Source organism: Candidatus Micropelagos thuwalensis (genome assembly GCF_000469155.1).
In the GTDB taxonomy this organism is placed as follows: Bacteria; Pseudomonadota; Alphaproteobacteria; order RS24; family RS24; genus Micropelagius; species Micropelagius thuwalensis.
Window position 1 is genome coordinate 162,190 of the sequence record NZ_AWXE01000001.1, and the last position, 19,596, is coordinate 181,785.

Genomic DNA, 19,596 nt, shown 5'->3' on the forward strand with positions numbered 1-19,596 from the left:
AGATTAATGAAAAATGTTAAGGGGGTAATGGCTGGCATAATTCTGTTCGTGCTGGTCTCCTTCAGCGCGCCGATATTCATGCAGCGTGATGTCGGAGCCAAGATTGCCTGTCCAGCAGGTTTGATTGAGTCTGCAGCGCGTCAGGATATAGAGTATCTCCAACGCGGCTATGCAAAGGCGACGGATTTGCTCGGCATCACTGAAGGTGAAACTTTTAATGAAGGGCGTGAGCTTTACCGCACAATCTTTACGGCCGATGCTAAGTTTTCTGTCTCGGGTGAGGGTGCGCCTGAAATGAGTGCCGTCGGGCCTGATGCCTGGGCTGATATCGTCGTAGAGACCCTCGGGCCAATGGGGCCCACCCAGCATCTTACCGGAACCCAGCGTGTCACCAATTTAGAGGTGCAGATATCAGCAGACTGTAATGTCACGGGTGGTTCTGCCGGATTGGAAAGTTATGTTCAGGCATGGCATGATTTACCAAATAACCAGATCTGGATGTTTATGGGGTCTTATGTGGATGAAGTGGTTTTTGTGCCGGGCAAAGGCTGGCAGATCTCCAAAATGGATCTTGTGCGTGTAACAACTGAGACACGCAATAAGCTCAGTGACTGAAAAGTTGCACTACAAACAACACATAAAAAAGGGCCGGATGAACCGGCCCTTTTCTGTTTTATGAAGCGTTATTAGACGCTGTAATACATATCGAACTCTACAGGGTGAGGTGTGTGCTCGAAGCGATAAACTTCATCCCACTTAAGCTCCAGATATCCGTCAATCTGGTCATCATCCATCACACCGCCTTTTTTGAGGAAGTCGCGGTCTGCATCAAGAGCTTCGAGAGCCTCTCGCAGTGAGCCGCAAACCTGTGGCACTTCAGCCAGTTCTTCAGGTGGCAGTTCGTAAAGGTCTTTATCCATTGGATCGCCTGGGTCGATTTTATTCTCTATACCATCCAGTCCGGCCATCATCATCGCTGTGAAAGCCAAATATGGGTTGGCTGTTGGATCAGGGAAGCGAATTTCAATTCTCTTGCCCGGCGCGGATGTCGCATAAGGAATCCGGCAAGACGCTGAACGGTTACGCGCAGAATAAGCCAGAAGCACCGGTGCTTCAAAGCCTGGAATAAGACGCTTGTAAGAGTTTGTTGATGGGTTTGTCAGTGCATTAATGGCGCGAGCATGTTTGATGATCCCGCCAATATAGTAAAGGCACTCTTGTGACAGGTCCGCATATTTATCACCTGCGAAGAGTGGCTTGCCGTCTTTCCAGATGGATTGGTGACAGTGCATACCTGTACCGTTATCGCCATATACAGGCTTTGGCATAAAGGTCGCTGTTTTGCCATAGGCGTGAGCGACATTGTGAACGGCATATTTGTAAAGCTGAAGATTGTCAGCGATGCTTGTTAGGGTACTGAATTTCAGGCCAAGCTCATGCTGAGCGGCAGCAACTTCGTGGTGGTGTTTTTCAACATCGAGGCCCATATCTTTCATGACACTGAGCATCTCGCCACGCAGGTCTTGACCGCTATCGACTGGGTTGACTGGGAAGTAGCCGCCCTTTGTACGTGGGCGGTGGCCCATGTTACCGGCTTCATATTCAGTGCCTGAATTAACTGGCAGTTCAGTACTATCTAAGGCAAAGCCTGTATTGTAGGGGTCTGATGAAAAGCGAACATCATCGAAAACAAAAAATTCAGCTTCGGGGCCGAAATTAATTGTATCGCCGATACCTGTTGATTTGAGATAAGCTTCTGCCTTTACAGCTGTTGAGCGCGGGTCACGGTTGTAGAACTCACCCGTGATTGGATCCGTGATATTGCAGAAAATTGTCATGGTCGGTTGTGCATAAAATGGATCCATGGATACTGAATCAGTGTCAGGCATCAAGCACATATCGGACTCGTTAATGGCTTTCCAGCCTGAGATTGATGAGCCGTCAAACATGGCGCCTTCTGAGAAGAAGTCCTCATCAACAAGGGATGAGTCGAGCGTGACGTGTTGCATTTTGCCGCGTGGATCAGTGAAACGAAGATCCACATATTGAATCTCTTTGTCTTTAATTTTACTAAGAATTTTGGAAGCATCAGACATTATTTTATCTCCGGGTAATTTAAGTTAGGTAGTTTAGAGTGCATCGATACCGGATTCTCCGGTCCGAATGCGAATGGCTTCTTGGATGTCGGAAACAAATATTTTCCCGTCCCCAATGCGACCGGTTTGAGCGGCTTTTTGAATAACCTCAATCGCAGTTTCAAGCATATCATCGCCAATGATAAGCTCTATTTTTACCTTGGGCAGAAAATCAACGACATATTCTGCACCGCGGTACAATTCGGTGTGGCCTTTTTGACGACCAAAACCTTTTGCTTCGATTACAGTGATGCCTTGAAGACTAGCTTCCTGTAATGCGTCTTTAACCTCATCTAATTTGAAGGGTTTGATGATCGCTTCTACTTTTTTCATAGAATTGTCCTTTCAGAATTTATGTTATTGATAAAGCAGAAACCGTGCCAAAAATTTTTCTGAACAGGGTGGTGTGTAAGACTATGAATTTACTGTATTATTTTTACAATCTTTAAAACACGTTTATGAAAAGGTGAACACTTGCTTAAATTTTGTTCAGTTGATTAAAAAATAAACATTATTGTAGGTCCCAATATTATAAAAAATGTCTTAAAGACTCTCAACAAATCTTCACAAGGCACTGGTCATCGGTCAACTAAATTGCTATACCCCGCGCCATAGTTAGTTAAGCTTAAAGGCGGGCGTGGTGGAATTGGTAGACACGCTAGATTTAGGTTCTAGTGCTGAGAGGCGTGGGGGTTCAAGTCCCTCCGCCCGCACCATAAGCGAACTAACCAAATTAATCACTGCTCATTGGTACAATTGAGCAACAAAAAAAATGGATGTAATGATGCAAATTGAAGAGACCTCTGCAGAAGGCCTTTCCCGCGAATTGAAAATTACCATTTCAAAAGACACTCTTGCAACGCGGTTGGATACCAAAATACTTGAACTGAAAGATCAGGTTCAACTCAAGGGTTTCCGCAAAGGTAAAGTTCCTGTGACGCATTTGAAAAAAATTTATGGCTCGCGGTTGATGAGTGAAATTCTTCAAGAGGTTGTCAATGATCAGAGCCAGCAAGCGTTGAGTGACCGTGATGAGCGTCCGGCTTTGCAACCTGAAGTTGATCTCGAAGGAAATGTTGAAAATGTCATCAACGGTGATGCCGATTTTATTTTCAACATGATTTACGACATCATCCCGCCAATCACGCTGGCTAATTTTAAAGATATATCTCTTGATCGCAAAGTTGCAGAGATTTCCGATACAGAAGTTGACGAGTCTATCCAGCGCCTTGCTGAATCGCGAAAACAATTTGAACAAAAGGCGAAAACCGCCAAAGCGGCAACAGGAGATAGTGTAAAAATTGATTTCCTCGGCAAGATTGATGGCGAACCATTTGAAGGTGGAGCAGCAGAAGGTTTTGAGCTGGAGCTAGGCTCCAATCAATTTATCCCAGGTTTTGAAGATCAAATTATCGGCAAAAAAGCAGGTGATAGCTTCGATATAGAAGTGAGTTTTCCTGAAGATTACGGCAATGCAGATTTGGCTAATAAAGCTGCTGTTTTCGAGACAACTGTTCACGAAGTGAGTGGCCCGAAAAAGATTGAAATTAATGACGAGTTTGCGACCTCAATGGGTATGGAGTCACTTGACCAGCTCAAAGAGATGGTGCGTGAACAAATCAGTAAGGACTATCAAAATTTTTCTCGTGAGCAGGTAAAGCGTGATCTTCTCGACAAGTTAAGCGATGCGCATGATTTTGAACTACCAAACCGTATGGTGGATTTGGAATTCAATCAGATATGGCATCAGTTTGAAAGTGAACTCGAAAATCAGGGCAAGAAAATCGACGAATTGGACGAGACTGAGGATGAATTAAGGACGGAGTATCGTGAGATTGCCGAGCGCAGAGTTCGCACAGGGCTTGTCCTTGCTGAAATAGGTTCTAATAACGAGATTGAAGTTACCCAGGAAGAAATCAATCAAGGTCTGATGGAGCGCGTGCGTCAATTCCCAGGTCAGGAGCAAGAAGTCCTTAATTATTTTCGCAATAACCCAGAAGCGATGGCACAAATTCGAGCCCCACTGTTTGAAAACAAAGTCATTGATTTTGTAATTGAACAGGCGGATGTCACTGATATTACTGTCAGTATTGAGGAACTTATGGCACCCCCTGAGGAGTCTGAAGAAAAGCCCAAGGCCAAGAAGAAGCCTGCCAAAAAAACTGCAGCTAAAAAAGCCCCTGCGAAAAAAGCTCCCGCGAAAAAAGCCCCTGCGAAAAAAGCTGATACCAAAGAGGGTGATGAAAAACCTGCGAAAAAACCAGCAGCGAAGAAACCAGCAGCCAAAAAGCCTGCTCCAAAAAAAGCACCGGCAAAGAAAAAAGCAGATAAGTAATTTTTCGCAATCTTTGCCTTTTGTTTTTGTGTCTAAGTGACGTGAATAATATAGTCATGTGAACATGTGCATGTTAACCCTTTTAAGAAGTTGCTCTTAAGCATTTAGAGGATAGATAGATGAATGATATTGTTGATACTTACATGAACACAATGGTTCCCATGGTGGTTGAACAGACCAATCGTGGTGAACGTGCCTATGATATTTATTCCCGACTTCTGAAAGAGCGTGTGATTTTTGTGACAGGCGCGATTGAAGATTACATGGCTAGCCTGATTACGGCCCAACTGCTGTTTCTTGAGGCAGAAAATCCTAAAAAAGAAATCTCAATGTACATCAATTCACCCGGCGGCGTCGTCACATCGGGTATGGCAATATATGACACAATGCAATATATCCGCCCGCCAGTATCCACACTATGTATCGGTCAAGCTGCAAGCATGGGCTCACTTCTGCTTTGTGCGGGTGAGGAGAATATGCGTTTTGCTCTCCCTAATGCGCGGATTATGGTGCATCAGCCATCAGGTGGATTTCAGGGTCAGGCTTCGGATATTGAACGCCATGCGAAAGAAATTCTTGATATGCGGACACGTTTGAATAAAATTTATTGCACGCATACCGGCCAGGATTTGAAAACAATCGAAGACGCTCTTGAACGCGATACATTTTTGACTGCCGATGAAGCCAAGAATTTTGGTCTCATTGACACGGTTGTCGATAAACGTGAAGCCGTTAAGGAAGAGTCAGAATAAAGCTAAATGGTTAAAACCATTTATATTCTAAGATTGACAGTTGAGTCAGTTTAAGGAATGTTGGAAGTGTGATTCGTTTGACCATAGAGTAATCAGAGCGTATCCATTCAAGAATTTTTAGGCCTCTAAACATGAGGCCCTCATGAATAACAAACAAGCAGGAGCTAAACTTGAGCAAAGTTGGTGGAACAGGCGATAGTAAAAGCACTCTTTATTGCTCTTTCTGCGGCAAAAGCCAGCATGAAGTTCGCAAGTTGATTGCCGGCCCAACCGTATTCATTTGTGATGAATGCGTTGAGCTCTGCATGGATATCATCCGAGAAGAAAATAAATCTTCTATGCTCAAAACCTCCGAGGGGGTTCCCACGCCTCAGGAGATTCACGATGTTCTTGAAGATTATGTTATCGGTCAGGCTCATGCCAAGCGTGTATTGTCTGTTGCCGTGCATAATCATTACAAGCGCTTAAATCACAGCGCGAAAAATGCTGAGATTGAACTCAGTAAGTCAAATATTTTGCTCATTGGCCCTACCGGTTGCGGTAAGACACTGTTTGCTCAAACTTTAGCGAAAATTCTCGATGTGCCTTTTACCATGGCAGATGCCACGACCTTGACAGAAGCTGGTTATGTCGGTGAAGACGTAGAAAATATTATTCTAAAACTGCTACAGGCTGCAGATTATAATGTTGAACGTGCACAGCGCGGTATCGTTTATATTGATGAGGTTGATAAAATTAGCCGTAAGGCGGATAACCCGTCCATTACGCGCGACGTATCGGGCGAAGGGGTTCAGCAAGCCTTGTTGAAACTTATGGAAGGTACGGTTGCTTCTGTCCCTCCGCAAGGCGGACGCAAGCACCCGCAACAAGAATTCCTTCAAGTTGATACAACCAATATTTTGTTTATCTGCGGCGGTGCATTTGCTGGGCTGGAGAAAATCATTTCTCGTCGAGGTGGTGAAACTTCCATCGGGTTTGGTGCCAATGTTGCCCAGCCTGAGAGTAAATCAACGGGCGATTTGTTAAAAACGCTTGAGCCTGAAGACCTTCTGAAATTTGGCCTGATACCAGAATTTGTTGGTCGTCTGCCGGTTATTGCGACGCTTGAAGATTTGGATGAAAAAGCACTTGTACGCATTTTGACTGAGCCGAAAAATGCGTTGGTTAAGCAATATCAGCGTCTTTTTGATATGGAAGACACAAAGCTAACATTTAAAGACGAGGCATTGCAGGCCATTGCTCGTCGGGCGATTGAGCGCAAAACCGGTGCACGGGGTTTACGGTCAGTCATGGAGTCCATGTTGTTGGATAGCATGTTTGAACTTCCGACCACAGAAGGTGTCGAGGAAGTTGTCATCAGCCCCGAAGTGGTCGAAGGAAAAGCTCAACCGCTTTATATTTACTCTGAAAAGACAACTGAAGAAGCCGATCGCGCGTCTTAAAAAATTATCTTAAAGATAACTTTTCTGTAATTTTTTGTGAAATTTGCATCGAACTGTTGAAAACGGTCTCGAGTGTCAACATATACATACTAATGGTTTTGACTGCGTCATTGGAATCAATCGTAATGGTTATGTCCATCTAACAACATCAATGTGACGGCATTAAATATAAACACGTAAATATAAGACCCAAATAGGAGCATCCGATGAGTGATATGACAGACACCACAGATTACATTAAAATCCCAGAGGTGCTTGCAGTTCTGCCGCTCCGCAATATCGTCGTATTTCCCGGCATGATTGTGCCGCTATTTGTCGGGAGAGACAAATCGATACGGGCGCTTGAAGATGTCATGGCTGATGACAAGCAGATTATGCTTGTCGCCCAACGCGACGGTGACCTTGATGATCCGAGTGAAGAAGATGTTTATGATATTGGCACAGTCGGTACGATTTTGCAGCTTCTAAAACTCCCTGATGGCACGGTTAAAGTGCTTGTTGAAGGCCTGCGTCGCGCCAAATTGATCGATTTTGTGCCCAATGAGTCATTCTTTCAAGCCAGTGTTATCGGGATTGAAGAAGAAGACCTTGATAGCCCGGATCTCGCAAGCTTATCAAAAACTGTGGTTGGGCAGTTCGACAATTATGTCAAAATGAACCGTAAAATTCCGCAAGAAGTACAGAATGTTATTCGCGAGATTGACGACCCGCAAAAGCTTGCTGATACGGTTGCGGGGCATTTAAATATCCAGATTTCCGAAAAGCAGGCATTGCTTGAAAATGTGTCTGTTGCCGAACGGCTTGAAAATGTGCTTGGTCACATGGAAAATGAAGTTGGTCTCTTGCAAGTTGAAAAGAAAATCCGCGGGCGGGTAAAGCGCCAGATGGAAAAGACCCAACGTGAATATTATTTGAACGAGCAACTCAAAGCCATCCAGAAAGAACTGGGTGAGGGTGAGGACGGTATGGATGACCTTGCCGAGCTCGAAGCCCAAATTGAGAAAACAAAATTCTCAAAGGAAGCTCGCGATAAGGCCCAAGCTGAACTCAAAAAGCTTAAAAATATGAGTCCTATGTCCGCCGAAGCGACTGTTGTGAGAAACTATCTCGACTGGTTGCTTGCTGTGCCGTGGAAGAAGAAAAGCCGCGTCAAAAAGGATTTAGACAATGCAGAGCAGGTGCTTGAGTCAGATCACTATGGCCTTGAAAAGGTTAAAGAGCGAATCCTTGAATATCTCGCGGTTCAGAACAGGACCAATAAGCTCAAAGGTCCAATTTTGTGTCTGGTTGGCCCTCCCGGTGTTGGTAAGACGTCACTTGGAAAGTCGCTTGCCAAGGCCACAGGCCGTGAATTTGTGAGAATGTCTCTTGGTGGGGTTCGTGATGAGAGTGAAATACGCGGTCATCGCCGGACATATATCGGTTCTATGCCGGGTAAAATCATACAGTCCATGAAAAAGGTGAAGACCAGTAATCCGCTTATTCTTCTAGATGAGATTGATAAGTTGGGCATGGATTATCGCGGCGACCCAGCTTCGGCTTTACTTGAGGTGCTTGACCCTGAGCAAAACTCAACTTTCAACGATCACTATCTCGAAGTTGATTATGATTTGTCAAATGTGATGTTCGTCACAACTGCAAACACACTCAATATTCCTGGGCCTTTGCTTGACCGTATGGAGGTTATTAGTATCCCGGGTTACACAGAGGATGAGAAAGTTGAAATCGCTAAACGTCACCTTCTTCCAAAATCAATCGCAAATCACGGTTTGAAAAAAGGCGAGTTTGAGTTATCGAATGATGCCTTGCGACAGATTATCCGTACATACACGCGTGAAGCCGGCGTCAGGAATTTGGAGCGCGATCTTGCCAATGTATGCCGTAAGACTGTGACCAAAATTGTGCGTGAGAATATCTCAGACGTGTCTGTTATTCCGGATAACCTTGAAGACTTTCTGGGTGTTTCCCGCTATCGCTTCGGTATAGCCGAGAAGGAAGATCAAGTCGGCGTTGTTACCGGTCTTGCTTGGACAGAAGTTGGCGGCGAATTATTGACCATTGAAGGTGTCATGCTTCCCGGAAAAGGCAAGATGACCACAACGGGTAAACTTGGGGATGTCATGAAAGAGTCAATTGGCGCTGCTTCATCCTTTGTGCGTTCTAAAAGTGTGGATTTGGGCATAGAACCTCCACTGTTTGACAAGAAAGACATTCACGTTCACGTACCGGAAGGGGCGACTCCCAAAGATGGCCCTTCGGCAGGTATTGCCATGGCTACAGCTATTGTTTCCCTTATGACAGGTATTGAGGTTCACAAGGAGGTCGCAATGACCGGGGAGGTTACATTGCGCGGTCAGGTGTTGCCAATTGGCGGCCTGAAAGAAAAGCTACTTGCTGCACGCCGAGGTGGTATTGAGCGGGTTATCATCCCCCATGAGAATGCCAAGGATCTGTCCGAAGTACCAGACAACATTAAGGATGGTCTGGACATCATTCCGGTGCAATCTATGACTGAAGTTCTTGAAATTGCTCTTACGAGAATGCCTGAAGCCATTGAGTGGGATCAGACCGCTTATGAAGCCAAACAACAATCGGCGATGACCAGCCCTCAAGATACACAAAGAGCGCATTAATTAATCGTTAATTTTATCCCTAAAATATACACAGGCGGGTCAAAACATTGAGTTTTTTGTTTTGACCAGACCTCGAATCGGGGCTTTAATCTATCCATTAACATAGCGCGCCCATTTGGAGGGATATTTACATGAACAAGAATGATCTTATTAGTAAAGTTGCAGGTGATACTGGCCTGACTAAATCAGACGCAGCTAACGCTATCGAAAGCGTGTTGGATACTATAACTGCTCAACTCGCTTCAGGTGGTGAAGTTCGTCTTATAGGTTTTGGTACTTTTTTGGTGACTCGGCGAAACGCTTCTACCGGACGTAATCCACAAACTGGTGCAGCAATCCAGATACCTGCGTCAAACCAGCCTAAATTCAGAGCTGGTAAAGCTCTTAAAGAAGCTGCCAACAGATAAGAAGCTTCTTAATAGTATTTAAGCCGGCCGATATTATCGGTCGGCTTTTTATTTGATTTACTTTTTCTGACTTGTCGTTTAATAAATCAGCCTCTAGGGCGGTTAGCTCAGCTGGGAGAGCATCTCGTTTACACCGAGAGGGTCGGCGGTTCGATCCCGTCACCGCCCACCATCCGTTATATCCGGTCAATTGTCTTGCAGACCTTGACTTGTCATTCGGGTGGGCGTAAATCGTCTAATAGTTTTTCCGTGTGGGGGTGTAGCTCAGCTGGTTAGAGCGCCGGCCTGTCACGCCGGAGGTCGCGGGTTCGAGTCCCGTCACTCTCGCCATTCCCACCGGATTAATCACTTCTCCCCTTTGATGGAAATAATATTCACTACACGTAACGTTAGAAATTTCTTGTTTCTCACTCACCGGAAAGGCCCTGCAGAAAACTGCGTCACTCCGACGCGGAAAAAATGGCTTTAAAAGGGAATATTTTGAACGATAACTCTCTCTAATGCTTTTCAAATTTTGAGAGTAAGGATATAGTCGAGTAGATTCTTTTTCGGGTAAATATAAACATTCATACCCCGTATTCAGTGATTAATTGGACGAAATAAGATGCAAGCACTTCTTACAGAATATATGCCAATTCTGATTTTCATGGGACTCGCTGCTATCGTAACTTTGGCTTTGTTGGTTGTTCCATTGCTGGTTGCGCCCTCAGACCCTGATACGGAGAAGCTATCTCCCTATGAGTGCGGGTTTGAAGCCTTCGACGATGCGCGAATGAAATTTGACGTTAAGTTTTATTTGGTGGCCATTCTCTTCATTATTTTTGATCTTGAAATCGCATTTCTTTTCCCTTGGGCAGTTGCCTTTGGCGATATCGGACTTTTCGGTTTCTGGTCAATGATGTTCTTTCTTGCAGTTCTAACTATCGGCTTTGCCTATGAATGGAAGAAGGGCGCTTTAGAGTGGGACTAGGTGGCTGATTTGGAAAATTACGAAAATAAAGGCCCAAGTGAAACCGTTTCTGAAGAACTGGAACTTGTCACTGATAATGCAGATTTTTCGAAAGATCCTTATTATGCCGAGGTTTCTGATGCTCTGGCAGATAAGGGCTTCGTTGTTACCAGTGTTGAAGACCTGGTGAATTGGGCACGGACTGGGTCTCTGCACTGGATGACTTTTGGGTTGGCCTGTTGTGCGGTTGAGATGATGCACACCTCTATGCCGCGCTATGATGGGGAGAGATTCGGCTTTGCACCGCGTGCGTCCCCGCGTCAGTCGGATGTGATGATTGTTGCTGGCACATTGACCAATAAAATGGCGCCTGCGCTCCGCAAAGTTTACGATCAGATGCCTGAGCCTCGTTATGTGATTTCAATGGGGTCTTGTGCTAATGGCGGCGGATATTACCACTATTCCTATTCTGTGGTGAGGGGCTGTGATCGTATTGTTCCTGTAGATATTTATGTGCCGGGCTGTCCACCCACTGCTGAAGCACTGCTATATGGCGTGCTGCAACTGCAAAAGAAAATCCGCCGTAAAGGCACGATTGAGCGTTAGGAAGATAGCAACATGACCGATCAGAATCAGGATTTGCTGAATCATCTTCTTAACGGGATTTCCGACAAGATCTCTGACTCTTCTATTTCTCATGGGGATCTTACACTCATCGTAACCGTCGATACAGTGCTGGATGTTTTGAAATATCTCAGAGATGATGCGGCCTGTGCTTTTACCCAGCTTATTGATGTGTGCGGGGTTGATTACCCCGAAAGAGCAGAGCGTTTTGACGTTGTTTATCATTTGCTGTCCATGACCCAGAACCAGCGTGTGCGGGTTAAATTATCTGTTGATGAGAAAACGGCTGTGCCAAGTGCAACAGACTTATTCGACTCAGCGAGTTGGTTTGAACGCGAAGCATTTGACCTTTACGGCATTCTTTTTTCTGGTCACCCGGATTTAAGACGTTTGCTGACGGATTATGGTTTTGAAGGTCATCCGTTAAGAAAAGATTTCCCGTTGACTGGTCACGTAGAGGTTCGGTGGGATGATGATGAGAAGCGGGTTGTTCAAGAACCTGTGACACTCATTCAGGAATTCCGCGATTTTGATTTTGTCAGCCCTTGGGAAGGGGTGCGCGGGCAGATGGATGTTCTGCCCGGAGATGAAAAAGCCGAAGCGGATGTTTCGGACGAGGTTTAAGTAAGGCTGTAACAGGCCGGGGAAGATTATGTCACAAGCTGAAGATAGAAAATTCACAATTAACTTCGGACCTCAGCATCCGGCTGCGCATGGCGTTCTGCGGCTGGTTATGGATTTGGATGGTGAAATTGTAGAACGTATCGACCCGCATATCGGCTTATTGCATCGTGGTACTGAAAAGTTGATTGAGCACAAGACTTATCTGCAGTCGGTTCCTTATTTTGATCGCCTTGATTATGTCGCGCCGATGAATCAGGAACATGCATTTGCGCTGGCCGTAGAGGCAATGTTGGGTGTAACTGTCCCGGCTCGTGGACAGTATATTCGCGTTCTCTATTCTGAAATCGGACGTATTCTCAGTCATCTCTTGAATATCACCACTCAGGCCATGGATGTTGGTGCGCTGACACCGCCGCTTTGGGGCTTTGAAGAGCGTGAAAAATTGATGATATTTTATGAACGCGCCAGTGGTGCTCGGTTGCATGCAGCTTATTTCCGTCCTGGCGGTGTGCATCAAGATCTACCGCAAAATTTGCTTGACGATATTCATGCATTTTGTGACCCGTTTCTTAAAGTCATGGATGATATTGAGAGCTTGCTGACAGAAAATAGAATTTTTAAGCAACGTAATGTTGATATTGGCGTGGTATCTCATCACGACATTAATAATTGGGGGCTTACTGGCGTGATGGCCCGCGGGTCCGGTCTAGCTTGGGATTTGCGGAAAGCCCAACCATATGAAGTTTATGCGGATTTAGATTTTGATGTTCCGATAGGTAAAAACGGTGATTGCTATGACCGTTATCTGTGTCGTGTTGAAGAGTGCCGCCAATCTGTTCGGATTATGAAACAATGTCTTGAGCAAATGCCTGATGGCCCGGTTTCTTCCACTGATGGAAAAATTGTTCCCCCCAAGCGCGGCGAAATGAAAGGCTCTATGGAAGCTTTGATACATCACTTCAAGTTATACACTGAGGGGTATCATGTTCCACCTGGCGAGATTTACCGTGCTGTAGAGGCGCCAAAGGGTGAGTTTGGTGTCTATCTCGTTGCAGATGGCTCCAATAAGCCCTATCGCTGTAAAATACGGGCGCCGGGCTATGCACATTTGCAAGCTCTGGATTATCTCAGTCGCGACCATATGCTGGCTGATGTCTCAGCTATTCTCGGCTCGTTGGATATTGTTTTTGGGGAGGTTGATCGATGAGTGTGCGTCGTGTTGCAGAAAACCAACCTGATGACTTTGCTTTCACTAAAGAAAATATTTCTTGGGCAAAAGAGCAGATAGCTAAATACCCGAAAGGGCGTCAGGCCAGTGCAATCATCCCGCTTTTATGGCAAGCCCAAAAACAGTCAGGTGGCTGGTTGCCTGAACCCGCGATAAGATACGTTGCTGAATTCCTTGATATGCCTCATATGCGTGCCATGGAAGTTGCTACTTTCTACACCATGTTCAATCTGGAACCTGTTGGTGAGCATTTTGTTCAGCTTTGCGGAACAACCCCTTGCTGGTTGCGCGGAGCAGATAACTTAAAAGATGTCTGCAGGAAAATTATCGGTGAACAAAACACAGTTACTGAAGACGGAAAATTAAGCTGGCTAGAGGTTGAATGCCTGGGTGCGTGTGTAAACGCCCCCATGGTTCAGATTAATGATGATTTTTATGAAGATTTGACCGCCGAATGGTTTGAGAAAATTCTGCTGGATTTGAAAAGAGGCGATACTGTTATCCCTGGCCCACAAACCAGCCGGCAGGCATCTGAACCTGAAGGCGGTAGAACCGTTCTCAAAAGTATTGAAGGAGACGCGTAATGCTGCAAGACAGTGATCGCATTTTCAAGAATATCTATGGCCCTGACGGTGCTGATTTAGCTTCCGCACAAAAACGCGGTGATTGGGACAATGCCAAAGACCTTCTCGCAAAAGGCCGTGATTGGGTGATTGAGGAAGTCAAATCATCGGGTTTGAGAGGCCGAGGTGGGGCTGGTTTTCCAACAGGCTTGAAATGGTCTTTCATGCCAAAAGAAAATGATGGACGCCCGCATTACCTTGTTGTCAATGCTGATGAGTCCGAGCCGGGAACGTGTAAAGACCGCGATATTATGCGTCACGAGCCACATAAACTTCTCGAAGGGTGTTTGCTGGCAGGTTTCGCAATGGGCGCGCATGCTTGTTACATTTATGTGCGCGGTGAATTCATCCGCGAGCGTGAGGCTCTGCAAAAGGCCATTGATGAGGCCTATGATGCAGGTTTGCTCGGCAAAAACGCCTGTGGTTCTGACTGGGATTACGATATTTACGTCCATCATGGGGCAGGGGCTTATATTTGCGGTGAGGAAACTGCGCTGATTGAGTCTCTAGAGGGTAAAAAAGGTCAACCCCGTCTGAAGCCGCCATTTCCGGCCAATGTTGGCCTGTATGGATGCCCGACGACTGTGAACAATGTTGAGAGTATTGCTGTTACCCCAACCATTTGCCGTCGCGGGGCAAGTTGGTTCTCAGGTCTTGGCAGGGAAGGCAATACCGGCACGAAGCTGTTTTGCATTTCCGGGCACGTCAATAAGCCGTGCAATGTTGAAGAAGAAATGGGTATCCCCCTAAAGGAGCTTCTTGAGAAGCATGCTGGCGGGGTGCGTGGCGGATGGGATAATCTCCTCGCTGTTATACCCGGCGGATCCTCTGTCCCGATGTTGCCGAAAGAAATTTGCGACACAGTTCTCATGGATTTTGACAGTTTGAAAGAAGTTCAGTCCGGTCTTGGCACTGCTGCTGTGATTGTCATGGATAAATCGACGGATCTGGTTAAGGCGATTGCCCGCATTTCACATTTTTATAAACATGAAAGTTGCGGACAATGCACACCGTGCCGTGAAGGTACTGGTTGGATGTGGCGTGTTATGGAGCGAATTGCCAAAGGTCAGGCCAAGCCCCAAGAAATTGATACTCTGCTTCAAGTCACTAAGCAGATTGAAGGTCATACGATTTGTGCGCTTGGTGATGCTGCGGCATGGCCTATTCAGGGATTGTTCAGGCATTTCCGCCCCGAGATTGAAGCCCGTTTAAGTGGTCATTCATCGCAGGAGGCTGCCGAATAATGAGTGATTTGGTCAAAGTAAATGTTGACGGTGTAGAGGTGGAAGTCGCTCCCGGCACGACCATTCTACAGGCATGTGAGGAAGCTGGCGCAGAGATACCTCGTTTTTGTTATCACGAACGATTGTCCATTGCCGGTAATTGCCGCATGTGTTTGGTAAATGTGAAAAACGCCCCCAAGCCTGTCGCAAGTTGTGCTATGCCCGTCGCTCCCGATATGGAAGTAGATACAAAGTCTGAAGCTGTGCAAGCGGCGCGTGAAGGCGTAATGGAATTTCTGCTAATTAATCACCCGTTGGATTGTCCGATTTGCGATCAGGGCGGTGAGTGTGATTTGCAAGATCAGGCATTTGGTTACGGCGTTGATGAAAGCCGTTTTCAGGATAATAAAAGAGCCGTAGAAGATAAAAATATGGGGCCACTTGTTAAAACCATCATGACAAGATGCATCCAGTGTACGCGCTGTGTTCGTTTTGCAACGGAGGTTGCTGGCGTGCCAGAAATCGGTGCTATCGGACGCGGTGAGGATATGGAAATCACCACCTATCTTGAGGCTTCACTCAGTTCTGAACTTTCAGGAAATGTGATTGATTTGTGTCCTGTTGGGGCGCTGACATCCAAGCCCTATGCCTTTACGGCCCGCCCTTGGGAATTGAAGAAAACTGAAACCATAGATGTTATGGATGCGGTTGGCAGTAACATCCGTGTGGATACACGCGGGCGTGAAGTGATGCGAATTTTACCGCGAAACCATGATGACGTTAATGAGGAATGGCTGTCAGATAAATCCCGGTTTGTCTGGGATGGGTTGAACACGCAACGTATTGATAGCCCTTACATTCGCAAAGATGGCAAGCTGGAAGCAGCAAGTTGGGCCGAAGCATTTGAAGTCATCGCTGAAAAGGTCAAAGGCCAAGAAACCAATACAGCTGCAATCGCCGGTGACCTTGCCTGTGCCGAGGGTATGATGGCACTAAAAGATTTGATGGCGCAGCTTGGTAGCCCGAATCTCGATTGCCGACAGGATGGTGCGCAACTGCCCTCGAATGGTGTGCGTGCAAATTATTTGTTCAATACAGGTATTGCTAACATTGACGATGCAGATGCGTTGTTGATTATCGGCAGTAACCCGCGCCGTGAAGCGCCGGTTCTGAATGCTCGTATCCGAAAGCGTTGGGTTGCGGGTAATTTCCCAATCGGTATTATCGGACAAGATGAAGATTTGACCTATCCGACGAAGCATCTGGGTAATGGCGCAGAAACACTTGCAGAGCTTGCTTCAGGAAAAGGAGGTTTTTTCTCCACGCTCAAAAAAGCTAAACGCCCCATGCTTATTATCGGACAATCGGCGCTGGCCCGAGAGGATGGCCTTGCCGTTCTGGAAGCGGCAATTGAGCTAGCTTCAAAAAGCAAAATGATAAGTGATGACTGGAACGGGTTTAACGTTCTGCATACTGCTGCAGGGCGCGTTGCGGGGCTAGATATAGGTTTCACACCGCAAGAGGATGGTCATGATTTGGATGGTATTCTAAATGGTGTAACTTCCGGTGATATTAAAACCGTGTTCCTTCTGGGTGCTGATGAGCTGGATATGAGCCGTCTAGGTGACAGTTTTGTGGTTTATATAGGGACGCATGGTGATGCGGGCGCGCATCGCGCTGATGTAATTCTACCGGGTGCGACCTACACGGAAAAACAGGCGATTTATGTCAATACGGAAGGCCGCGCGCAAATGACTGAACAAGCGGCTTTCCCGCCCGGTGAAGCACGAGAAGACTGGAAAATTTTCCGTGCCTTATCAGAAGTGCTGGGTGAAAAACTGCCTTATGATAATGTTGAAACACTTCGGGCGCGGATGTTTGAAACAGCGCCGCATCTTGCTGGTCTTGATGAGCTTGTCGACGCAGGTTTGCCGGATGTTTCTTCACTCACAATTAACGTGCCGCTATCCGACGCGCCTTTTGTGAATGGCATGCAAGATTTCTATTTCACCAACCCGATTGCGCGTGCCTCCAAAATTATGGCGGAATGCAGTATTCAGGCGCAGGCCAGAAATGTTACCGAAGGGACGGGTACTGATGGATAATGCAAGCCTCAGTTTTTTTCAGGCCTATGTGATGCCTTTTATGCTTATAACAGCGCATAGTTTGGCGATTATGATTGCTTTGTTGCTGGCACTGGCATTTTTTATGTATGCGGATCGGAAAGTCTGGGCCGCTGTACAGCTACGTCGTGGGCCTAATGTTGTTGGCCCTTTCGGGTTATTGCAAAGTTTTGCGGATATTCTGAAATACCTGTTCAAGGAGGTGGTTGTCCCAACCACGGCGAATAAAGGTGTATTCCTGCTCGCACCATTCTTGACTATGTTCCTCGCGCTGAGTGCTTGGGCGGTTATTCCCTTTGATGAGGGCTGGGCAGTCGCTGATATTAACCTTGGTATACTTTATGTTCTCGCCATTTCATCGCTTGGAGTTTATGGCGTGATTATGGGTGGTTGGGCTTCTAATTCGAAATATCCGTTCCTCGGTGCGCTTCGCTCTGCCGCACAAATGGTATCTTATGAAGTCTCTATCGGTCTTGTAATTATCACCGTGCTGTTATGTGTTGGGTCGCTGAATCTAACGGATATTGTTCTGGCACAGAATAATATTTGGTTTTGCGTACCGTTATTCCCGATGTTTGTTGTCTTTTTCATCTCGGCGTTGGCTGAAACCAATCGCCCGCCATTTGATTTGCCTGAAGCGGAGTCCGAACTGGTTGCCGGTTTCATGGTTGAATACAGTTCAACGCCTTATGTGGTCTTTATGATTGGTGAACTGGCAAATATTGTTTTGATGTGTGCCATGACCACGATTTTATTTCTGGGTGGCTGGTTGCCGCCCATAGATGTTGCGCCCTTTAATATGGTGCCCGGCGTCATTTGGTTCACCCTGAAATTATGTTTGATGTTTTTCATGTTTGCCATGGTCAAAGCAATGGTTCCGCGCTATCGCTATGACCAGCTTATGCGTTTGGGCTGGAAGATATTCCTGCCATTCTCATTAATTTGGGTTGTTTTGACTGCTGGTGTTCTTCAGTACTTCCAATTAGCACCATAAGAATATAGGGATTAGAAATAGGGTAATAAGTAATGGCTTGGCTTGATCGCACTGCAAGAGGTCTCTTTCTCACAGAATTTATTTCAGCATTCATGCTGGCTATGCGTTATTTTTTCAGTCCAAAAATGACAGTTAATTACCCTTATGAAAAAGGCCCGCTTAGCCCGCGCTTTAGAGGGGAGCATGCGCTTCGCCGCTACCCTAATGGTGAGGAAAGATGTATTGCATGTAAATTGTGTGAAGCTGTCTGTCCTGCTCAGGCCATCACAATTGAAGCTGGCCCACGCAATAATGACGGCACTCGTCGTACCGTTCGCTATGACATTGACATGGTGAAGTGTATTTATTGCGGTTTCTGTCAGGAAGCCTGTCCGGTTGATGCGATTGTAGAGGGGCCGAATTTTGAATTTGCCACTGAAACCAGAGAAGAGCTTCTTTATGATAAAGAGAAGCTTTTGGCGAATGGTGACCGTTGGGAGGTTGAAATTGCCCAGAACCTTAAACTGGATGCCCCTTACAGATAATTTGAGGCCATAAGAATAATCATGACACTTTCCAGCTTTGCTTTTTACATGTTTGCCACCGTTACTGTTGCTTCCGCGCTCATGGTTATTTCGGCGCGTAATCCGGTACACTCGGTGCTGTTTCTTATCCTGACCTTCTTTAACTCGGCAGGGATATTTCTATTGTTAGGGGCAGAGTTCCTGGCCTTGTTGCTGGTCATTGTTTATGTCGGCGCAGTTGCGGTGCTGTTTTTGTTTGTTGTGATGATGCTGGATATTGATTTTGTCGAACTCAATGAAGGCTTTTTGCAATATTTACCAGTCGGGGCGCTTGTTGGGCTGGTTCTACTCACTGAATTGATTATGGTGCTGGGCGGGTCAGCCATGGCACCGGATATGATTGCTGGTGGACCTAAGGCGACGACTGATGAGATGACAAATGCCGAAGCGCTGGGGCTGGTGCTTTACACGGATTATGTTTTCTTTTTTCAAACTGCTGGGGCCATTCTACTCGTCGCCATGGTTGGTGCGATTGTTCTGACCTTACAAAAACGTGATAACCCAAAACGTCAATCCGTTGCGGCGCAGAATGCCCGTCGTCGGGATGAAAGCGTCGAGGTTGTAAAAGTTAAACCTGGTCAGGGTTTATAAAGGGTTTTAGGGAGCTGAGAGGCGCATATGGAATTTAACACTGCCATCGGTCTTGGTAATTATCTGACCCTTGCGGCCATATTATTCACCATAGGAATATTTGGGATTTTCCTTAATCGGAAAAACATCATCATCATTTTGATGTCTATCGAATTAATGTTGCTTGCCGTTAATATCAATTTAGTTGCTTTCTCCTCTTTTCTGGGAGATATCGTCGGGCAAGTCTTTGCGCTTCTTGTCTTAACAGTTGCTGCTGGGGAGGCGGCGATTGGTCTCGCCATTCTGGTTGTTTATTTCCGCAATCGCGGCGGCATCGAAGTTGAAGATGTCAGCCAGATGAAAGGTTAAGC

19 protein-coding genes and 3 tRNA genes are annotated in these 19,596 nt (G+C 46.2%); 20 read left to right on the top strand and 2 right to left on the bottom strand.

Annotated elements, in window-relative coordinates:
• The first annotated feature begins 6 nt into the window (after positions 1 to 6).
• A complete protein-coding gene (locus tag RS24_RS00805) occupies positions 7 to 615 on the top strand; it encodes a nuclear transport factor 2 family protein (protein WP_021776272.1) in 609 nt (202 codons plus the stop codon).
• Between the two features lie 71 nt (positions 616 to 686).
• Here RS24_RS00805 and glnA read toward each other — a convergent pair whose 3' ends face one another.
• Positions 687 to 2,096 (bottom strand): type I glutamate--ammonia ligase, encoded by a 1,410-nt coding sequence (glnA, locus tag RS24_RS00810; protein WP_021776273.1) that lies wholly within the window; start codon positions 2,094 to 2,096, stop codon positions 687 to 689.
• Between the two features lie 33 nt (positions 2,097 to 2,129).
• Positions 2,130 to 2,468 carry a P-II family nitrogen regulator gene (locus RS24_RS00815; RefSeq protein ID WP_021776274.1) on the bottom strand — a complete coding sequence of 113 codons (339 nt, stop codon included), beginning with the start codon at positions 2,466 to 2,468 and terminating at the stop codon, positions 2,130 to 2,132.
• Positions 2,469 to 2,766: 298 nt separating this feature from the next.
• Between RS24_RS00815 and RS24_RS00820 the strand changes: the two genes are divergently transcribed.
• The 19 genes from RS24_RS00820 to nuoK all read left to right on the top strand — a co-directional run bounded on the left by RS24_RS00820 (position 2,767) and on the right by nuoK (position 19,594).
• Positions 2,767 to 2,851: transfer RNA gene (locus tag RS24_RS00820), tRNA-Leu, on the top strand.
• A 68-nt stretch (positions 2,852 to 2,919) separates the two neighbouring features.
• Positions 2,920 to 4,470 (top strand): trigger factor, encoded by a 1,551-nt coding sequence (gene tig, locus RS24_RS00825; protein ID WP_021776275.1) that lies wholly within the window; start codon positions 2,920 to 2,922, stop codon positions 4,468 to 4,470.
• Between the two features lie 119 nt (positions 4,471 to 4,589).
• Positions 4,590 to 5,222 (top strand): ATP-dependent Clp protease proteolytic subunit, encoded by a 633-nt coding sequence (locus tag RS24_RS00830; protein ID WP_021776276.1) that lies wholly within the window; start codon positions 4,590 to 4,592, stop codon positions 5,220 to 5,222.
• Between the two features lie 170 nt (positions 5,223 to 5,392).
• Positions 5,393 to 6,664: an ATP-dependent Clp protease ATP-binding subunit ClpX gene (gene clpX, locus RS24_RS00835; RefSeq protein ID WP_021776277.1), complete on the top strand. Its 1,272-nt coding sequence runs from the start codon at positions 5,393 to 5,395 to the stop codon at positions 6,662 to 6,664.
• A 215-nt stretch (positions 6,665 to 6,879) separates the two neighbouring features.
• A complete protein-coding gene (lon, locus tag RS24_RS00840; protein WP_051295577.1) occupies positions 6,880 to 9,297 on the top strand; it encodes an endopeptidase La in 2,418 nt (805 codons plus the stop codon).
• Between the two features lie 131 nt (positions 9,298 to 9,428).
• Positions 9,429 to 9,704, top strand: coding sequence for an HU family DNA-binding protein (locus RS24_RS00845; protein ID WP_021776279.1), 276 nt, complete (start codon positions 9,429 to 9,431; stop codon positions 9,702 to 9,704).
• Between the two features lie 96 nt (positions 9,705 to 9,800).
• Positions 9,801 to 9,876, top strand: a tRNA-Val gene (locus tag RS24_RS00850).
• An 81-nt stretch (positions 9,877 to 9,957) separates the two neighbouring features.
• A tRNA-Asp gene (locus RS24_RS00855) sits at positions 9,958 to 10,034 on the top strand.
• Between the two features lie 274 nt (positions 10,035 to 10,308).
• Positions 10,309 to 10,674: an NADH-quinone oxidoreductase subunit A gene (locus RS24_RS00860; protein WP_021776280.1), complete on the top strand. Its 366-nt coding sequence runs from the start codon at positions 10,309 to 10,311 to the stop codon at positions 10,672 to 10,674.
• Between the two features lie 57 nt (positions 10,675 to 10,731).
• A complete protein-coding gene (locus RS24_RS00865; RefSeq protein ID WP_051295578.1) occupies positions 10,732 to 11,259 on the top strand; it encodes a NuoB/complex I 20 kDa subunit family protein in 528 nt (175 codons plus the stop codon).
• Positions 11,260 to 11,271: 12 nt separating this feature from the next.
• Positions 11,272 to 11,901, top strand: coding sequence for an NADH-quinone oxidoreductase subunit C (locus RS24_RS00870; protein WP_021776282.1), 630 nt, complete (start codon positions 11,272 to 11,274; stop codon positions 11,899 to 11,901).
• 28 nt (positions 11,902 to 11,929) lie between these two features.
• Positions 11,930 to 13,108, top strand: a complete 1,179-nt coding sequence (locus RS24_RS00875) for an NADH-quinone oxidoreductase subunit D (RefSeq protein WP_021776283.1) — start codon at positions 11,930 to 11,932, stop codon at positions 13,106 to 13,108.
• Complete coding sequence (nuoE, locus tag RS24_RS00880) at positions 13,105 to 13,713, top strand: NADH-quinone oxidoreductase subunit NuoE (protein ID WP_021776284.1); 609 nt, start codon at positions 13,105 to 13,107, stop codon at positions 13,711 to 13,713. The genes RS24_RS00875 and nuoE overlap by 4 nt, the downstream gene beginning before the upstream one ends.
• A complete protein-coding gene (nuoF, locus tag RS24_RS00885) occupies positions 13,713 to 14,996 on the top strand; it encodes an NADH-quinone oxidoreductase subunit NuoF (protein WP_021776285.1) in 1,284 nt (427 codons plus the stop codon). The genes nuoE and nuoF overlap by 1 nt, the downstream gene beginning before the upstream one ends.
• 8 nt (positions 14,997 to 15,004) lie before the next feature.
• A complete protein-coding gene (gene nuoG, locus RS24_RS00890) occupies positions 15,005 to 17,080 on the top strand; it encodes an NADH-quinone oxidoreductase subunit NuoG (protein WP_038300501.1) in 2,076 nt (691 codons plus the stop codon).
• On the top strand, positions 17,073 to 18,092 hold the full coding sequence (gene nuoH, locus RS24_RS00895; protein WP_038300403.1) for an NADH-quinone oxidoreductase subunit NuoH: 1,020 nt from the start codon (positions 17,073 to 17,075) through the stop codon (positions 18,090 to 18,092). Before nuoG ends, nuoH begins: the two co-directional genes overlap by 8 nt.
• A 32-nt stretch (positions 18,093 to 18,124) precedes the next feature.
• Positions 18,125 to 18,616, top strand: a complete 492-nt coding sequence (gene nuoI, locus RS24_RS00900) for an NADH-quinone oxidoreductase subunit NuoI (protein WP_021776288.1) — start codon at positions 18,125 to 18,127, stop codon at positions 18,614 to 18,616.
• 21 nt (positions 18,617 to 18,637) lie between these two features.
• The gene (locus RS24_RS00905) at positions 18,638 to 19,246 is read left to right on the top strand and encodes an NADH-quinone oxidoreductase subunit J (RefSeq protein ID WP_021776289.1); all 609 of its coding nucleotides are present in this window, start codon (positions 18,638 to 18,640) and stop codon (positions 19,244 to 19,246) included.
• 27 nt (positions 19,247 to 19,273) lie between these two features.
• The gene (gene nuoK / locus RS24_RS00910) at positions 19,274 to 19,594 is read left to right on the top strand and encodes an NADH-quinone oxidoreductase subunit NuoK (RefSeq protein WP_008517421.1); all 321 of its coding nucleotides are present in this window, start codon (positions 19,274 to 19,276) and stop codon (positions 19,592 to 19,594) included.
• Positions 19,595 to 19,596 lie beyond the last annotated feature (2 nt).